General features: G+C 73.5%; 18 protein-coding genes. 12 read left to right on the top strand and 6 right to left on the bottom strand.

Going from position 1 to position 16936, the window contains the following annotated elements; all coding sequences use genetic code 11:
- Positions 1-223: 223 nt before the first annotated feature.
- Entirely contained in the window at positions 224-1222 is a 999-nt protein-coding gene (locus ACH4KB_RS33680; protein ID WP_398070178.1) for an acetylxylan esterase, read from the top strand.
- 110 nt (positions 1223-1332) lie between these two features.
- A complete protein-coding gene (locus ACH4KB_RS33675; protein ID WP_398070176.1) occupies positions 1333-2772 on the top strand; it encodes an exo-alpha-sialidase in 1440 nt (479 codons plus the stop codon).
- 48 nt (positions 2773-2820) lie between these two features.
- Here ACH4KB_RS33675 and ACH4KB_RS33670 read toward each other — a convergent pair whose 3' ends face one another.
- Positions 2821-3510, bottom strand: coding sequence for a FadR/GntR family transcriptional regulator (locus tag ACH4KB_RS33670; protein WP_398070174.1), 690 nt, complete (start codon positions 3508-3510; stop codon positions 2821-2823).
- 173 nt (positions 3511-3683) lie between these two features.
- Between ACH4KB_RS33670 and ACH4KB_RS33665 the strand changes: the two genes are divergently transcribed.
- From ACH4KB_RS33665 to ACH4KB_RS33625, 9 genes are all read left to right on the top strand, one after another.
- Positions 3684-4643, top strand: a complete 960-nt coding sequence (locus ACH4KB_RS33665) for a dihydrodipicolinate synthase family protein (RefSeq protein WP_398070172.1) — start codon at positions 3684-3686, stop codon at positions 4641-4643.
- Positions 4644-4651: 8 nt separating this feature from the next.
- Entirely contained in the window at positions 4652-5608 is a 957-nt protein-coding gene (locus ACH4KB_RS33660) for an ROK family protein (RefSeq protein WP_398070170.1), read from the top strand.
- A 26-nt stretch (positions 5609-5634) separates the two neighbouring features.
- Complete coding sequence (locus ACH4KB_RS33655) at positions 5635-6348, top strand: N-acetylmannosamine-6-phosphate 2-epimerase (protein WP_398070190.1); 714 nt, start codon at positions 5635-5637, stop codon at positions 6346-6348.
- Positions 6349-6536: 188 nt separating this feature from the next.
- Positions 6537-7463, top strand: coding sequence for an AEC family transporter (locus tag ACH4KB_RS33650; RefSeq protein WP_398070168.1), 927 nt, complete (start codon positions 6537-6539; stop codon positions 7461-7463).
- 76 nt (positions 7464-7539) lie between these two features.
- The gene (locus tag ACH4KB_RS33645) at positions 7540-8100 is read left to right on the top strand and encodes an RNA polymerase sigma factor (RefSeq protein WP_398070166.1); all 561 of its coding nucleotides are present in this window, start codon (positions 7540-7542) and stop codon (positions 8098-8100) included.
- Positions 8097-8900, top strand: coding sequence for a zf-HC2 domain-containing protein (locus tag ACH4KB_RS33640; RefSeq protein ID WP_398070164.1), 804 nt, complete (start codon positions 8097-8099; stop codon positions 8898-8900). Before ACH4KB_RS33645 ends, ACH4KB_RS33640 begins: the two co-directional genes overlap by 4 nt.
- A gap of 43 nt (positions 8901-8943) precedes the next feature.
- Positions 8944-9753, top strand: coding sequence for an ABC transporter ATP-binding protein (locus ACH4KB_RS33635; RefSeq protein WP_398070162.1), 810 nt, complete (start codon positions 8944-8946; stop codon positions 9751-9753).
- Positions 9750-11132, top strand: a complete 1383-nt coding sequence (locus tag ACH4KB_RS33630) for a hypothetical protein (protein ID WP_398070160.1) — start codon at positions 9750-9752, stop codon at positions 11130-11132. Before ACH4KB_RS33635 ends, ACH4KB_RS33630 begins: the two co-directional genes overlap by 4 nt.
- Positions 11129-11692: a hypothetical protein gene (locus ACH4KB_RS33625; RefSeq protein ID WP_398070158.1), complete on the top strand. Its 564-nt coding sequence runs from the start codon at positions 11129-11131 to the stop codon at positions 11690-11692. Before ACH4KB_RS33630 ends, ACH4KB_RS33625 begins: the two co-directional genes overlap by 4 nt.
- Before the next feature lie 31 nt (positions 11693-11723).
- Here ACH4KB_RS33625 and ACH4KB_RS33620 read toward each other — a convergent pair whose 3' ends face one another.
- From ACH4KB_RS33620 to ACH4KB_RS33605, 4 genes are read right to left on the bottom strand one after another with little or no spacing between them, the layout of a single operon-like run.
- Positions 11724-12656, bottom strand: coding sequence for an ABC transporter substrate-binding protein (locus ACH4KB_RS33620; RefSeq protein WP_398070156.1), 933 nt, complete (start codon positions 12654-12656; stop codon positions 11724-11726).
- A gap of 9 nt (positions 12657-12665) precedes the next feature.
- The gene (locus ACH4KB_RS33615; RefSeq protein ID WP_398070154.1) at positions 12666-13343 is read right to left on the bottom strand and encodes an ABC transporter permease; all 678 of its coding nucleotides are present in this window, start codon (positions 13341-13343) and stop codon (positions 12666-12668) included.
- Between the two features lie 4 nt (positions 13344-13347).
- Positions 13348-13998 (bottom strand): ABC transporter permease, encoded by a 651-nt coding sequence (locus tag ACH4KB_RS33610; protein ID WP_398070152.1) that lies wholly within the window; start codon positions 13996-13998, stop codon positions 13348-13350.
- Positions 13995-15038 (bottom strand): ABC transporter ATP-binding protein, encoded by a 1044-nt coding sequence (locus ACH4KB_RS33605; RefSeq protein ID WP_398070150.1) that lies wholly within the window; start codon positions 15036-15038, stop codon positions 13995-13997. The genes ACH4KB_RS33610 and ACH4KB_RS33605 overlap by 4 nt, the downstream gene beginning before the upstream one ends.
- A 151-nt stretch (positions 15039-15189) precedes the next feature.
- Between ACH4KB_RS33605 and ACH4KB_RS33600 the strand changes: the two genes are divergently transcribed.
- A complete protein-coding gene (locus tag ACH4KB_RS33600) occupies positions 15190-16749 on the top strand; it encodes an aromatic amino acid ammonia-lyase (RefSeq protein ID WP_398070148.1) in 1560 nt (519 codons plus the stop codon).
- On the opposite strand, the gene ACH4KB_RS33595 is transcribed toward ACH4KB_RS33600, so the two are convergent.
- Positions 16720-16863 (bottom strand): hypothetical protein, encoded by a 144-nt coding sequence (locus ACH4KB_RS33595; RefSeq protein ID WP_398070147.1) that lies wholly within the window; start codon positions 16861-16863, stop codon positions 16720-16722. The genes ACH4KB_RS33600 and ACH4KB_RS33595 overlap by 30 nt on opposite strands.
- Positions 16864-16936 lie beyond the last annotated feature (73 nt).

The raw sequence follows: 16936 nt of genomic DNA, 5'->3' as shown, positions 1-16936 counted from the left end.
GCCACCCGCTATGACAAAACCCGCGAGTCCTACCAGGCGGCCGTCACCATCGCCTCAATCCTGCTTTGGATCTGACCTTTGAAGACGACCTCTAGGCGGGAGCCGTGGGGCGGCCCGGCTCTTGACGGGCGGCCCCACGGCTCCCTACGGTCTGGTTTGCCATCAGGACATCTGACGTCTTCTGTCCTGTGGCTTTCCTTGACCCCTCCAGGAGGGCACCGCCATGCCGTCGGCCGATCTCACGCTCGCGGAATGCCGCGCCTACCGGCCCGAACTGCCGCTGCCCGACGGGTTCGACGCCTTCTGGTCCGACACTCTGGACGAGAAGGGCCCCGGCGGCACACCGGACCGGCGACCCCGGTTCGACGAGGTCGACAGCGGGCTGGTCCAGGTCCGCTGTTACGACGTGAGCGTCCCGGGCTACGACGGCCGTCCCGTACGGGGGTGGCTGCGGATGCCCGCCGGGGCCGCCGGGCCGCTCGGCTGCGTCGTGGAGTTCCTCGGGTACGGACGCGGCCGGGGCCTGGCCCACGAGCATCTGATGTGGGCCTGCGCCGGATACGCGCACCTGGTCATGGACACCCGCGGCCAGGGCTGGTCCTCGGCGACCGGCGACACCCCCGACACCGACCCGGGATCCGCCGGCGCCGTGCCGGGATTCCTGACCCGGGGCGTGGAGAGCCCCGAAACGCACTACTACCGGCGGGTGTTCACCGACGCGGTCCGCTGCGTGCAGGCGATGCGCGAGCACCCCGGGGTCGACCCCGCCCGCATCGTGGTGACCGGGGTCAGCCAGGGCGGAGGCATCGCGCTGGCCGTCGCCGGGCTCGTGCCGGGGCTCGCCGGAGTGATGCCGGACGTGCCGTTCCTGTGCAACATCCCCCGGGCCGCGCGGATCGCCGCGACACCCCCGTACACCGAGATCGCCGCCTACCTCCGGCTCCACCGCGACCGCGTCGAGCCGGTGTTCCGCACCCTGTCGTACTTCGACGGGGCCCACCACGCCACCCGGGCCACCGCCCCCGCGCTGTTCTCCATCGCGATGGCGGACGACATCTGCCCGCCCTCCACCTGCTTCACGGCCTACAACCGGTACGTGGGACCCAAGGAGGTGCGCGTCTACGAGTTCAACGGGCACGAGGGCGGGACCGAACACCACCGCGCCGAACAACTGGCCTGGGTGCGCGCCCTGTTCGCCGGCCTCCCGGCCGAACGTCCCTGATCGCCGACCGCTCCGTCCGAACGTTCCTGTTCGCCGGCCTCCCGTCCGTACGTTCCTGATCGCCGACCGCTCCGTCCGTACGTCTCCCCTCACGAGAAGAGAGATCGTCCATGCAGCGCAGAGTCACCGTCGCCATGCTGTCCGCCGCCCTCCTGGTGGCCACCACCGCCGGCACCGCCCACGGCGCACCGGCCGCAGCCCCCGGCGAACTGACCTCCCAGGACATAGCGACCCAGGGCGTCGGATCCCCCCACTACCGCATCCCCGCGCTCACCACCTCCGTCGAGGGCACGGTGATCGCCGCCTATGACACCCGTCCCACGCTCGGCGACCTCCCCGGCAACCTCGGCATCGTCGTACGGCGCAGCACCGACGGCGGCACCACCTGGCAGAGCCAGCAGGTCATCCGCAAGGAGGCGGCCCCCAAGGGCTTCGGCGATCCCAGCCTCCTCGTCGACCGCACGACCGGCCGGATCTTCGTCTTCTACGCGGGCTCCGTCAACCAGGGCTTCTTCGGCTCGGCCACCGGCAACGACGAGAGCGACCCGGACATCCTCCAGGCCGACTACAGCTACTCGGACGACGACGGCGTCACCTGGACCCATCGCCGCATCACCCAGCAGATCAAGAACCCCGTCTGGGCCGGTATGTTCGCGGCCTCCGGCGAAGGCATCCAGGTGCGCCACGGCGCGTACAAGGGGCGGCTGATCCAGCAGTACGCCATCCGGAACAACGGCGCCAACTACGCCGTCAGCGCCTACAGCGACGACCACGGCGCGACCTGGAAGATGGGCAACCCCGTCGGACCGGGCGGCGACGAGAACAAGACCGTCGAGCTCAGCGACGGCCGGATCATGCTCAACAACCGCTCCGCGCCCTACCGGACCGTCGCGTACTCCAGCGACGGCGGCGTCACCTACACACCGTTCACCCAGGACACCAACCTGCGCGACCCGGCGAACAACGGCTCGATCATCCGGTACGCCCCGGACGTCCCCGCCTCCCACCCCCAGGCCTCCTGGCTGCTGTTCAGCAACACCGACAGCACCACCCGGAAGAACCTGACCGTGAAGATGTCCTGCGACAACGGGAGGACCTGGCCGATCCGGAAGGTCGTCAACCCGGACAGCGCCGCCTACTCGACGCTGACCCGGCTGCCGGACGGCCGGCTCGGACTGCTCTACGAGCGCGCCGACTACCGGCACATCACCTACTCCTCGTTCGACCTGAAGTGGCTCGGCGGCACCTGCGCGGACATCACCATCACACCCCCGGCCACGCTGAAGGCGGGGACGGCCACGGAGGTGACCGTGCGGGTCGTCAACCGGATGGACGTCACCCGCGACGCGGGCACGCTCGACCTGACCGTGCCCGCCGGCTGGACGACCCGGCAGGTGGCGTTCCCGGCGCTCCGGCCCGGCGAGGGCGCGAACATCAAGGTCCCGGTCACGATCCCGGCGGGCACGTCCGGCACCGCCGAACTGACCGTGACCTACAAGGCCGACGGCAAGCAGGCGTTCGGGACCCGGTCGGTGACCGTGACCCCGTAACCGCCCCCGGCCCGAGGGCTGTCCCGGCCGGGCACCGCGGGACAGCCCTCAGGGCCGCTCCAGACGGGAGCGGATGCCGTCGAAGTGGGCGCGCATCGCCGACGCCGCCCGGGCCCCGTCGCCCGCCGCCACCGCCGCGACGATCGCGTGGTGCTGGGCGCAGGTGACGCCGGGGTCCTGGTGGCCGTCGTCCGTGCTGGCGCGCACCCCGTCCATCGCCGCCCAGAACGCGTCCAGCACCTCGCTGAGCAGGTGGTTGTCGAGCGAGGCGTAGAGCGCCAGATGGAAGGCGCGGTCGGTGGACCGGGCGACCCGGCCGTCCAGGGCGGCCTCGGCCTCCATCGTGGCGACCAGCCTCCGCAGCACCGCCAGGTCCTCGGCGGGAATGCCCGCGCTGACGGCGCCGACCAGCCCGGTCTCCAGCGCCTCGCGCACCTTCATCAACTCCAGCAGCCCCGGCTCGCCCCGGCCGTGCCGCACGACCGCACGAAAGGCCAGGCCCTCGGCGAAGGGCGTCAGCGAGAGCGAGCCGACGAAGGTCCCGAAGCCCCGGCGGATCTCCACGACGTTCATGGCCTGGAGCGCCTTGAGGGCCTCGCGCACCGAGACCCGCCCGGCGCCGAACAGTTCCATCAACTCGGGCTCGGTGGGCAGCGGATCGCCCGGGCCGAGCGCCCGGTCGAGGATCAGTTCCCTGATCCTCCGCTCGATGTCCTGCGCCATGGTGGGGCGGGCCACAACCGTCCTCCAGAGGTGTCGTCGGCCGCCGCGGCCTCTTGACCGGCCGCCGGGGCATCGGCTTAAGGTAAGCCAAGACGTAAGACATCTTACGTCTCATGTCCTGGTCTCGTCCTCGCCTTCGGGCGAGAGGCGCAAGGCCGGCGTTCCGAGCGAGCTGGAGCTCTTCCACCATGTCCCTGACCGCACCGCTGCGCGGCGTCGTACCGCCGGTCTGCACCCCGCTCGACGACCGGGGCGAGGTCGACACGGCCTCCCTCGCCCGGCTCGTCGGCCACCTCGTCGACGGCGGAGTGCACGGCCTCTTCGCCCTCGGATCGACCAGCGAGGTCGTCTACCTGACCGACGCCCAGCGCGCCATCGCGCTGAAGACCGTCGTCACCGCCGCCGCCGGACGGGTCCCCGTACTCGCCGGGGTCATCGACACCACGACCCCCCGGGTGCTCGCCCACGCCCGGGCCGCCGCGGAACTCGGCGCCGACGCCCTCGTCGCGACGGCGCCCTTCTACACCCGCACCCACCCCACCGAGACCGCGCGGCACTTCCGCGGGTTGCGGGCGGGCGTCGACCTGCCGCTGTTCGCCTACGACATCCCGGTCGCCGTGCACTCCAAGCTCTCCGCCGCCCTGGTCCGCGAACTGGCCGAGGACGGCACCCTGGCCGGTCTCAAGGACAGCAGCGGCGACGAGGGCGGACTGCGCAGGCTCGTCGTCGCGCTGGGCGGACGCGAGGGCCGGGCACGGGGCCCCGTGCCGTACTTCAGCGTGCTGACCGGGTCCGAACTGACCGTGGACGCGGCCCTGCTGGCCGGAGCCGACGGCGTCGTCCCCGGGCTCGGCAACGTCGATCCGGTCGGCTACGTACGGCTGTACGACGCCGCGCGCGCGGGGGACTGGGCGCTCGCCGCCCGGGAACAGGAGCGGCTCGTCGAGCTGTTCGCCATGGTCGACGTCGGCCCCGAGGAGGAGATGGGCCGCAGCTCGTCGGCGCTCGGCTCCTTCAAGGAGGCGCTGCGGCTGCTCGGCGTCATCGACCGCGGCGCCACCGCCTTCCCGCAGATCCCGCTGTCCGCCGCGTCCGTCGCATCCGTCGCGGAGCGGCTGCGCGGCGCCGGTCTGCCGCCGGTCCGATGAACGGTCCGATGAACGGGCGGGCGACCGGTCCGGCGACCGGAGCCGTGGTCATCGGCCTCGACCTCGGGGGCACGAAGATCGCTGCGGCCCTCTTCGCGCCCGACGGCGCGGTGCTGACCCGGCACACCCGGCCCACCCCCGCCCGGGACGGGGCCGCCGCCGTGCTCGACGCGCTCGCCGCGGCGGCGGCCGAGGTCGACCCGGACGGCCTGGCCTCCCTGGTCGGCATCGCCGCCGCCGGGGTCGTCGACCCCCGCACAGGCATGGTCACCAGCGCCACCGACTCCATCCGGGGCTGGGCCGGCACCGCCCTCGGCGCAGGCCTCGCGGACCGAACGGGACTGCCGGTGGCCTGCGACAACGACGTGCGTGCCACGGCGAGACCCGAACTCGCCGCCCTGGCCGACAGCCACGGTTCGCTGCTGTACGCGGCCGTCGGCACGGGGGTCGGCGGCGCCCTCGCCGTCGACGGGCGGATGCTGCACGGCGCCGCCGGAATCGCCGGCCACCTCGGCCATCTGCCCAGCGCCGAGGCGACCGGACTGCCCTGCACCTGCGGCGCCACCGGACATCTGGAGGTCATCGCCTCCGGCCCGGGCATCGCCGCCCACTACGCACGGCTCACCGGCACCCGGCCGGACCGGCTCGAAACGGTCGCCGCCCGGGCCGCCGGAGGCGAGCAGGCGGCCGTACGGGCCATCACCACCGGTGCGACGGCGGCCGGCCGGGCCCTCGGCGGCCTGGCCAACGCCCTCGGCCCCGACCGGGTCGTCGTCGGCGGCGGGGTCCCCCGCATAGGCGCGCTGTACCGCTCCGCGCTGGCCACGGCCTTCGCCGCCGAGCTGATGCCGCCCCTGCGGGGGCTTCTCCCCGAACCCCCGCTCCACGGCGGGGACGCCGCCGTACGGGGCGCGGCGGCCCTGACCGCCACCCTTCCCCTCCACCGTCCGGGAGCTCGCCGATGAACGCACAGGATCTGAACGCACAGGGTCTGAACGCACAGGATCTGGCGGCCGCACTCCGGGGCCGACTGATCGTCTCCTGCCAGGCGCCCCCCGGGGACCCGATGCGCGAGACCGCCACCCTCGTCCGCCTCGCGCTCTCGGCGGCCGCCGGCGGCGGCGCCGCGATCCGCGCCAACGAACCGGAGGTCGTCGCCGCGATCGTGGCGGCGGTGGACCTGCCGGTCATCGGCCTGTGGAAGGACGGCGACACCGGGGTGTACATCACCCCGACCGTCCGGCACGCCCTGGCCGTCGCCGCGTCGGGCGCCGCCGTGGTCGCCGCCGACGCCACCGACCGACCGCGCCCGGACGGCTCCACCTTCGCCGAGCTCGTCGCCGCCGTGCACGCGGCGGGGGCCCTCGTCATGGCCGACGTCGCCACCCTGGCCGAAGGGATCACCGCCGCCGGACAGGGGGCGGACTTTGTCTCCACCACCCTGTCCGGCTATGTGCCGGGGACCCCGAAGCAGACCGGCCCGGATCTGGACCTCGTGGCGTCCCTGTCGGCCGCGATCTCCGTACCCGTCGTCGCCGAGGGGCGGGTCAACACCCCCGAGGAGGCCGCCGAGGCGCTCACCCGCGGCGCCCACAGCGTCGTGGTCGGCACCGCCATCACCGCACCCACCGCCCTGACCGCCCGTTTCGCCGGCGCACTGGCCCATGGACCCGGCGACGGCGCGGGCGACACGGCCCGGGTCTGAACCGGGGGGCTGAACCGGCAGGCGGCGGCCCACCGGTCGCGCCCCACCCCGCCCCGGGGGCGCGACCACCGGTCTGAGACGCTGTCAAGCACCTGACCAGGTGTTGCGTCCGCCCGGTGCCCACCGCGCCTGACCAGGTGTTCCGTCCGCCCGGCGCCCACCGCACCTGATCCACCCGCAAGGAAGACATGCAGGGAGTCCTCACCGGCTTCACGGTGATCGCCACCGTCATCGCCGTCGGGTACGTCATAGGCCGCCGCGGGTATCTGGGACAGGACGGCCGCACCGTGCTGACCCGGCTGGCCTTCAACGTGGCGACCCCGGCCCTGCTCTTCACCATGCTCGCGGGCGCGGACCTGTCCGTCCTCCTGTCGACACGCCTGCTGGTCACCGCGACGGCCACGGCCGCCGCGGCCGGAGTCTTCGCCGTGGTGGCCGGGCTCTTCCTGCGCTGGGACGCCGGACGGGTCACCATCGGCGCCCTGTGCTCCAGTTACGTCAACGCCGGGAACCTGGGCATCCCCATCGCCGTCTACGTCCTCGGGGACGCCTCGCTCGTCGCCCCGGTGCTGCTCCTCCAGCAGATCGTGGTGACCCCGCTGGCCCTGACCGTCCTCGACCTCGGCCGCCCCGGTGGGCCGGTGTCGGTCCTCCGGCGGCTGACCACCCCGCTGCGCAACCCGATGGCGATCGGATCGCTGGCCGGTGTCGCCGTGGCCGCGTCCGGCCGGACCCTGCCCGGGCCCCTGCTGGAGCCGCTCGTCCTCATCGGCAACATGTCGGTCCCCGCGGTCCTCCTCGCCTTCGGGATATCCCTGTACGGCGGCGAGCGTCCGGGCCGGGGCGAGGACCGGGGCGCCCTGTACCTGTCCGCCCTGCTGAAGACGGTCGCCCAGCCGGTCGTCGCGTGGGCCGTCGGCGCGGGACTGTTCGGGCTGCGGGGCGAGGCGCTGCTGGCCGTCGTCGTGATCGCGGCTCTCCCGGCCGCCCAGAACCTCTTCACGTACGCCTCGCACTACGGGGTCGCCGAGCGGTTCGCCAGGGAGTCGATCCTGCTGTCCACCCTGCTCTCCGTCCCGGTGCTGATCACCGTCGCCGCGCTGCTCGGGCAGTAGCCCCCGCCCCGCCCCCGGTGTGACGCACACCACTCCCAGGTGAGAACCCGCAGGCCCCGCCCCGCGTCTGGCCGGTGTGAGACTACGAAAGAAGCGGCCCCCGGAGCCGGCCGAGGAACATCTCCTCCGTCGGGTCGCCGACGGAGACCGCGCCGCGTTCGACGAGCTGTACCGGCGCACCTCCCCCTGGCTGGCGGTACGGCTGCGACGCCGGTGCGCCGACGAGCAGATCGTCGCCGAGGTCATGCAGGAGACCTATCTCGCCGTGTGGCGTGCCGCCGGCGCCTTCGTCGGGAGCGCCGTCGGCGGGAGCGCCGCCGGGTGGCTCTGGACGATCGCGGCCCGCCGCCTGGTCGACGCCTTCCGCCGCCGCGCCCACCACGCCGAACCGCCCGTCGCCGCCGCCGGACGTGTCACCGCCCCGGCCGCCGAGGACGAGGTCCTGGCCGCCGCCGTCGGCGGAGAGGTCGGGGACGCCCTGCGGACCCTCGCCCCGGAGCTGCGGCAGGTACTCCAGGCCCTGGTGCTCGACGGGCTCTCGGTCCGGGAGACCTCGGTCCTGCTCGACCTCCCCGAAGGCACCGTCAAGACCCGGGCCCGCCGGGCCCGTATCGCCATGAGAAGGGCACTGGCATGAGCGTCGAGCACCCGTCGGACCGACTCGTCGACAGCTACGCGCGCGGGGACACCGACCTGCCCGCCGACGAACTGTGGGCCGTGGAGGCCCACATGGAGCGGTGCGCCGACTGCCGCGGCCGACTGGCCGGCGCGGCGGCCGGCGTACCCGCGGTCACCGCCCTGCTGACCGCCGTCCGCGACCGCCTGGAGCCGGCCCTGGACCGTTCCACGCCCGCCCCGCGCCGTCGCCGCCGCCCCATGGCCTGGGCCACCCCGGTCATGGGCCCCTGGCTGGCCATGGTCATCGGCGTGAGCGTCGTCGCGGTGCTGCTGGACCGCACCGCGGACTGGACGCGGGGCGCACCGCCCGTCCTGCTGCTGGCGCCGGTCCTGCCGCTCGCCGGAGTCGCCGCGGCCTGGTCGCGCGGCCTGGACCCGGCGTTCGAACTGACCGCCGTCACCCCGCGCGCCGGGCTGTCCCTGCTCCTGCGGCGCACCCTGACCGTGCTCGCCGTCGTCCTCCCGGTCCACCTGGCCGCCGGGTTCCTGACGGGCGTCGCCCTCGCGCAGTGGCTGCTGCCGTCCCTCGCCCTCACCGCGACGGCGCTGGCGCTCGGCAGCGTCATCGGCGTCGGCCGCGCCACCGCCGCCCTCGGCGTGCTGTGGACCGCGGCGGTCCTCGCCCCGGCCGCGGCCCTCGGCCGTCTCTTCCTCCTCCAGCCCGAACACCTCCCGCTCTGGGCCCTGACACTCGCCGCCGCGGCCGTCGTCGTCCTGGCCCGCCGCCGCGCCTACACCACCCCCAACCGTCTGCGATGAAACCCCGCGAGCCTGCGATGCCCCCCCCGGCAAGGAGAACCCGTTGACCGTCCCGACCGGCGCGCTCGACACCGAGCCACGCGTCTACGCCCATGAGATCCATGCCACCGGCCTCACCGTCGGAGTCGGCCGCGGCCGACTCGCCGTCGACGGTCTCGACCTCGCCCTGGGCACCGGAACCCACGGCCTGCTCGGCCCCAACGGCGCCGGAAAGACCACCCTGATCCGGACGCTCGCCACCGTCCTGCGACCCACCGGGGGCGACCTCGAACTGTTCGGCCACTCCGTCCGCGCCGGCGCCCGCCACCGCGAGCTGCGCCGCCGCATCGGCTATCTGCCGCAGGAGTTCGGCTACTACAAGCGGTTCACCGTCCGGGAGTTCGTCACCTACATGGCCTGGCTGAAGGAGATGCCCGCGCGGGACATCCCCGGCGCCGTGCAGCGCGCCGTGGAACGGGTCGGGCTCGCCGACCGGGCCGACAGCCGGATGAAGACGCTCTCCGGAGGAATGGTGCGCCGCGTCGGCATCGCCCAGGCCATCGTCAACGACCCCTCGGTGCTGCTGCTCGACGAACCGACCGTCGGCCTCGACCCGGCACAACGCCTCCAGTTCCGCGCCCTGCTCCAGGAACTCGGCCGGGAGAGCTGCGTGCTGGTCTCCACCCACCTCGTCGAGGACGTCGCCGCGGCCTGCACCGATGTGGTGCTCTTCGACCGGGGCCGCCTCGTCTTCCAGGGGACGCCGGAGGCGCTTTCCGCCGCCGGAACCGCCGACCAGCCGGGCGACAGCCCCCTGGAACGCGGCTACTCCGCCCTCCTGTCCGGCTCCGGCCACGAAAAGGGCAGCTGGTGAACCTCCGCGTCCTGCGCACCGAACTCCTGCGCTCCGCCGCCCCCTTGGCCGGCCTCACCGTCCTGGCCGGCGGGTTCGCGTTCCTCTACGGCATCGACGGGAGCTGGTGGGGCACCTCGGTCGACTGGACCACGCAGTGGACCTCCCTGGCCCTGTGGACCCGGGGGCTGCTCGCCTACCTGTGGCCCCTGGTCGCCGGGATCGGCGCCCTGTACGGACTGCGGGACCACCGCTCCCGGATGCCGGAGCTGCTGGCCGCCACCCCCCGGCCCGGATGGCAGCGCGCGGCGGCCCCGGCCGCCGCGATCGCCCTGGCCCTGGTCGCCGGGTTCGGGGCGCTGCTGCTGTGGGGCGGCGTCCAGGTGGCGCTCGGCCCGACCACGTACACCCACCTGGGCTGGCTGCCCGTCTCGGCCGTCGCCCTGCTGGCCCTGGTGGCGGCCGCGGTGTTCGGCATGGGCGTGGCACGGGCCCTGCCCTCACCGCTGACCCCGCCGGCCGTGGCGGTCCTGTTCCTCGCGGTGACCGTGTTCCTGATGCAGCAGACCGACAGCGAACTGCCCACCGTCCGCGTCGGCTCTCAGCTGCTCTCGCAGCTCTCCCCGGCGGTCGCCGAGCCGCGCCAGGTGCTGCTGACCCTCACCGGCGCCGTGCACCTGGGCCAGACCCTGTGGCTGCTCGGTCTCCTGGCCACCGGCTTCGCGCTGCTGAGCGCCACGCGCCGACGGGCCCGCCTGACAGCTGTGACACCCGTGCTCGCCGGAGCCGCCCTGGCGCTGCTGGTGCTGCCCGGCGACGCGCGTGGCGGCTACCGTATCGACCCGGCGGCGGCCGCCCCGGTGTGCGACGGCCAGGTCTGCGTCACGGAGGTGCACCGGCACCGGCTCGACGCCCTCGCGCCTGCCGCCACCCGGGCGCTGGGCGTCCTGGACACCGTGCTCGGCGACGCGGCGCCCCGGCAGGTACGGGAGGAGACCGCGCTCCGGGCCCTGGGCGAGGAGCGCAGGCTCGTCCCGGCAGCGGTGCTCGTCAACTTCGAGGACCCGCAGATCGACACGGCGCAGGGCGATCAGCTGGTGCGCCGCCTCGTCGGCGAGGGGCTCGCGCCGAGTTGCCGGGCGCTCACCTCCCGGGAGTTCGGCGGCGACGAGGTGCTCGTCGTGCAGAGCGTGCTGGCGAGCTGGGCGCTGGGCACGTTCCGGCCCATCGAGGCCGATGTGTTCGACCGCGAGGCCTACCGGGCCTCGATGGAGAAGACCTGGAAGCAGTTCACGGCGCTCTCCCCCAACCAGCAGCGGAGCCGGGTCGCCGAGGTGCGCGAGGCCGCCCTCGACTGCGAGTTCACCTGGGCGGACGACCTGGCCGGGGGAGCGAAGTGACGGGCGGCCTCCTGCTGTACGCGCGGTCGCGGCGGGCCCCGGCCACGGCCGGAGCGCTCCTCGCCTCGGCGGTGCTGCTCGGGGCGGGCGCGGCGGCCGACGGCGTCGCCGATCCGCGGCTGAGCGTCCTGGCCGTGGCGGTCGCCGTCGCCGCGGCGGCCCCCGGGCTCGGCGGCCAGGACGCGGCCCTGGACCGGACGGCGGCGATCCGCTGGGCTCCGCTCCGGGCGGCGCACGTCCTGCTGATCGCCGTCGTCGTCGCCCTCGTGCTCCTGGCGGCGCAGACGGCGGGGCGGGACCCGGCGACGGCGGCGTTCCTGCTCCGGGACGCCGCCGGGCTGACCGGTCTCGCCGCGCTCGGGGCCGTCGTGGTCGGTGCGGAGTACGCCTGGACGCCGGTCGTCGGCTGGCCGGCCGTCACCTTCTTCGCACCGCCCGACCCGGGCGGGTTCGGCGGCTGGCTGCTGGCCCCGCCCGACGCCCGGGCCGCCGCCTGGACCGCCGGCGCACTGCTGGCGGCCGGCGTCACCGTGTACGCGGCGGCCGGACCCCGGAGGTGACCGACGGCGGGGAGGACCCCGCCGGTCGCGGCTACTTCGCGATGCCGTGCTCCGCCGCCCAGTCGTTCGCGACGTCCTCGGGGTCTTTCCGGTCCTTGTCCACCAGGCGGTTGAGCTCGGTGAGGTCCTCGGTCGTCAGCACGGCGCCGAGGCGGGCGAGCGCCTTGCGGACCGTTGAGTCGGCCTTGCGGTCGGCGATCAGCGGAACGACGTGCTGGCCGGGGATCAGGTTCTTGGGGTCGGTGAGGACGACCCACCCCTCGGCGGCGATGTCGGTATCGGTGGTGAAGAGGTTCGCCACGTCCACGTCGCCCTTCTTCAGGGCTCCCTTGACCAACGGGCCCGAGGAGTCGAGGGACTTGAACTCCTTGAACTCCACGCCGTACACGTCCTTGAGGCCCACCGAGCCCACCGTGCGCTTCTTGACCTCGGGGGCCGCGCCGATGACGAGCTTGCCGTTGTGCTTCGCGAGGTCGGCCAGGGATTTCAGGCCGTACTCCTTCGCGGTCTCCTCGGTCACCGCGAAGGCGTCGGCGTTCTCCGCCTCGCCGTACGGGAGTATCTGGAGGCCGCGCGGCAGTAGCATCGCGAGGGCGTTCTGCATCGTGCCCTCCTCGGTGGCCGTGGCCTTGGTGTCGAGGTAGTGCAGCAGCGCGCCCTGGTACTCGGGCAGCAGATCGATGTCGCCGCCCTTCAGTGCGGGGATGAGGATCTCGCGGGTGCCCAGGTTGGGGCGGACCTTCGTCTTCACCCCGGACGCTTCGAGCGTCGCGGCGTAGAGGTATCCGAGGACCTGGTTCTCGGTGAAGTTGGCGGTGCCGATGGTGACGCCGCCCTCACTGGAGCCCCCGCCCCCGCCGCCGGCCCCCGCCCCGTCGAGGGAGGTGATGCCGCCGCTGCACGAGGCGAGCGCGGGAACGGTGGCGGCGGCGAGGAGTCCGCCGAGGAGGTTTCTGCGGTTCATGGGGGGCTCCTAGGCCTGGGCCCGCGGGGCGGGGCGGTGGCGGAAAAGGACGCGTTGGAGGGCGGAGAGCGCGAGATCGAGGACGACGGCGACGAGCGCCACGAGCACGGCGCCGCCGAGCACCTGCACGAGGTCGCGCTGGGCGAGCCCGTCGAAGACGTACCGGCCGAGCCCGCCGAAGGAGACGTACGCGGCGATCGTCGCCGTCGCGACGACCTGGATGAGCGCGAGCCGGAGCCCCGTCATGATCAGGGGCAGTGCGAGCGGCAGTTCGACCTGGAGCAGGACCTGGTGCCAACGCATGCCCTGGCCGCGCGCCGCGTCCCGCACCTCGGGGTCGATCGCCGTCATCCCGGCGTAGGTGTTGGTGACGATGGACGGCACCGCGAGCGCGACGAGGGCGATGTAGACCGGCCACATCGACAGCCCGCTGGCGAGGAAGACGAGGACCACGAGACCGACCGTGGGCAGGGCCCGCCCGAAGCTCGACAGGTTGATCGCGACGAACGCACCGCGCCCGGTATGGCCGATGAGCAGACCGATCGGCAGGGCGATGGCGGCGGCGACGACCGTGGCGAGCAGCGAGTACTGGAGGTGCTCGGCGAGGCGGTGTCCGATGCCGTCGGAGCCGGTCCACTGCTCGGCGCCGACCAGCCAGTCGCCGAGGCCCTTGAGGAGTTCGTACATGAGGTCAGGCCCCCTGCTTCTGCCGGCGGGTCCACGGCGTCAGGACGTACTGGAGGGTGACGAGCAGGGCGTCCGCGACGAGTGCGAGGAGCAGGGTCAGGACGACGCCGACGATGACGGGGGTGGGGAAGTTGCGCTGGAACCCGTCGGTGAAGAGCTGCCCGAGCCCGCCGTCGCCGATGTACGTGGCCACGGAGACGAGGGAGATCGCCATCACCGTCGCGATCCGCACGCCCGCCATGATCACGGGGAGCGCGAGGGGCAGTTCGACGGTGAGCAGGGTGCGCAGCGGCCGGGAGCCCATCGCCTTCGCGGCTTCCTTCGTCCGGGCGGGGACGGAGTCCAGGCCCTCGACGGTGTTCCGCAGGAGCACGACGAGCGTGTAGATCGTCAGACCGATGACGGTGGTGGTGCGGGTGAGCCCGCTGACCGGCAGGAGCAGTACGAACACGGCGATGGACGGGATCGTGAACAGGACGTTCGACAGCCCGAGGAGCAGCCCGCGCAGCCTGCGCACCCGGTGGGCCACCACGGCCAGGGGGAGCGAGACGAGCAGACCGAGGAGCACGGCGCTCAGGGCGGCCTGGAGGTGGGAGAGCGTGAGCGCGGTGAGATCGTCGGTGTGGTCGGCTATCCACGACCAGTCGACACTCATGCGGCCACCGTGCTCGCCGCGCTGTGTACCCGGCCCGCGCGGTCGTGGATGTCCTCGCGGGACGTCACGCCGGTGAGGACGCCGTCCGCGTCGACCCGGGCGACCAGGCCGCTCGGCGCGGCGATCGACTCGTTGAGCGCGGAGAGGAGCGAGTCGGCGTCCCGCAGGCGCCGGACCGGCGTCTCCGTGTCCGTCTCCGCGTCGCGCCAGGCCAGCGGCTTGCCGGCCGCGTCGAGCGAGAGCCGCCAGCGGCCGCCTTCGGGGGCGGGGCCCTGGGCGACCCCTTCGAGCGTCGTCAAAGACAGCAGCTTCAGGCCGCGCTCCGCGCCGAGGAAGTCCGCGACGAACGCGTCCGCGGGGCGGGCCAGGAGCTCGGCGGGGGAGGCGCACTGGACGAGATGGCCACCGGTGCGGAAGACGGCTATCCGGTCTCCGAGCCGTACGGCCTCGTCGATGTCGTGCGTGACGAAGACGATCGTCTTGTTCAACTCCCGCTGGAGTCGCAGCAGTTCGTCCTGGAGCTGGGTGCGGACCACTGGGTCGACGGCGCCGAAGGGCTCGTCCATGAGGAGGACCGGCGGGTCCGCCGCGAGCGCGCGGGCCACGCCGACGCGCTGCTGCTGGCCGCCGGAGAGCTGGTGCGGGTAACGCTTCCCCGCGTCGGCGGCGAGGCCGACCGTCTCCAGGAGTTCCGCCGCCCGGGCCCGCGCCTTTCTGCGGCCCCAGCCGAGCAGCAGCGGTACGGTCGCGATGTTGTCCAGGACGGTGCGGTGCGGGAAGAGCCCGGACTGCTGGATGACGTAGCCGATGGAGCGACGCAGCTCGGCGGCGTCCTGCTCCAGGACGTCCTTACCGCCCACCCTGATCGTCCCGGAGGTCGGCTCGACCATCCGGTTGATCATGCGGAGCGTGGTCGTCTTGCCGCAACCGGAAGATCCGACGAGGACGGTCACGCCCCCTTCCGGCAGGTCGAGCGTGAGGTCGTGCACCGCGGTCGTGCCGTTCGGGAAGCGCTTGTGGGCCTTGTCGAATTGGATCATGAGGAGTCCCTTGCCCGGCTGCATATCATCATGCAGAGTTCTCGGTGACTGAATAGGTTGTCAATAGGTCGTCGCCGTGCGGGCGTAAAACCCTGGATACCAGAGGCCGCAGAACAAGACGGAGCGCCCGACAGAGGAGGAATTGCTACTGATGTCGTCTCGTATCTCGGACAGGGCGGTAGGCGGCAACGGTGCGGTCGTCACCCTGGACGGCCGCCGCCTGATGGTCGCAGATGTCGTACGAATGGCCGAATCCGTCGCCCGGCCCGTTCCGGGGACCGAGGGCATGAAGCGCGTGGAAGCCTCCTGGAACGCCGCGCGGGAGATCGCTTCGTGGGGTCGCGTCTACGGTCGTTCCACCGGCGTGGGGGCGAACCGGAACGAGACCGTGCCCACGGAGGCGGCTTCCGGCCACGGCCTCCGCCTGCTGCGCAGCCACGCCGGGGCGATCGGCGAGGAGCTCCCCGCACGGCAGGTCCGCGCCATGCTCGCCGTCCGCGCCAACCAGCTCCTCGCCGGCGGCGCCGGACTGCGCCCGACCGTCGTCACCGCGCTCTGCGAAGCTCTGGAGACGGGTGCCTACCCGAAGGTCAACGAGTTCGGCTCGGTCGGCACCGGCGACATCGCCGCCCTCGCGCAGCTGGGCCTCGCGCTGGCTGGTGAACACCCCTGGCAGGGCGCCGGGGCCGCCCCCGCGCCGCAGCCCCTCGACAACAACGACGCCCTCGCCCTGATCAGCAGCAACGCCCTCACCCTCGGCCAGTCCGCGCTCGCCCTGCACGAGCTGCGCACCCTGATCACGGCCACCCAGGTGGTGGCGGCCCTGTCGCTGATGGCGACCGACGGGAGTTACGGGGCCTACGCGCTGCCCGTGCACGAGGCGCGGCGGCACGCCGGTTCGTACGCGGTCGCGGAGCGGATGCGGCTGCTGCTGGGCGCTCCGGACCGCCCCACGCCGCCGCTCGGCCGGATCCAGGACCCGTACGGCTTCCGCTGCGTACCGCAGATCCACGGGCCCGCCCACGATGCGGCGGACGCGCTCGAAGAGGTTCTCGCGGTCGAGATCAACGCGGCGGCCGAGAACCCGCTGATCTCGGCCGACGATATGGCCGCCTACCACCACGGCGGCTTCTACCTCGCCCAACTCGCCCTCTCCCTCGACCACTTCAGGCTCGCGGTGACCCAGGTGGCCCGGCTGTCCACCTCCCGGCTCTCGACGCTGAACGAACCGGGCTTCACCCGCCTGCGCCCGTTCCTCGCGGACGGCGAGCCGGCGTCGTCGGGCGTGATGATCCTCGAATACGCGGCCGGGGCGGCGCTCGGCGATCTGCGGGCCTTCTCCGCGCCCGCCTCGCTCGGCCACGCGGTCCTCTCGCGGGGAGTCGAGGAGCAGGCGAGCTTCGCTTCGCTGGCGGCACGGCAGACCCTGCGGGCGTGCGAGGCGTTCCGGCTCGTCGTGGGCTGTGAACTCGTCGCGGCCGTCAGGGCGTTGCGCCAGCGCGAGCTGCGCCTCGACCCGGAGCTGCCGGTCGGCCGGGCCTTCGCACTCGCGGCCTCGGTGCTCGACGCGGAGCAGGCGGACCGGCCGCTGACGGACGATGTGGCCGCGGCGGCCGGGCTGCTCGACCGGTTCGCGGAGCTGGGGGAGGCCTCGGTCCGGCCCGGGCCCGGGGCCGGCGGCTCACCCGAAAGTGAAGGCATAGGCCTGTAGGCCCTCGTCCACGCGGAGTTCGAGGCGTGCGGTGCGCGGGCCCCGGTCGTCGGTGAGCCGGTGGAGCGTCGGCGCGCCGGTCACCCGGAGGGTCTTGGTGACCTCACCGTTCACGAGAACGGTGACCTCGCCGGCGCCGGCGACGCCATTGCTCCGCTGCTGCCGGGCGGCGTCGCTGTCCTCGATC

Origin of the sequence: Streptomyces sp. NPDC017520, assembly GCF_044329855.1 — a bacterium.
In the GTDB taxonomy this organism is placed as follows: Bacteria; Actinomycetota; Actinomycetes; order Streptomycetales; family Streptomycetaceae; genus Streptomyces.
The sequence above is the reverse complement of the archived record's forward strand: the minus strand, read 5'-3'. Positions and strand labels throughout refer to the sequence as shown.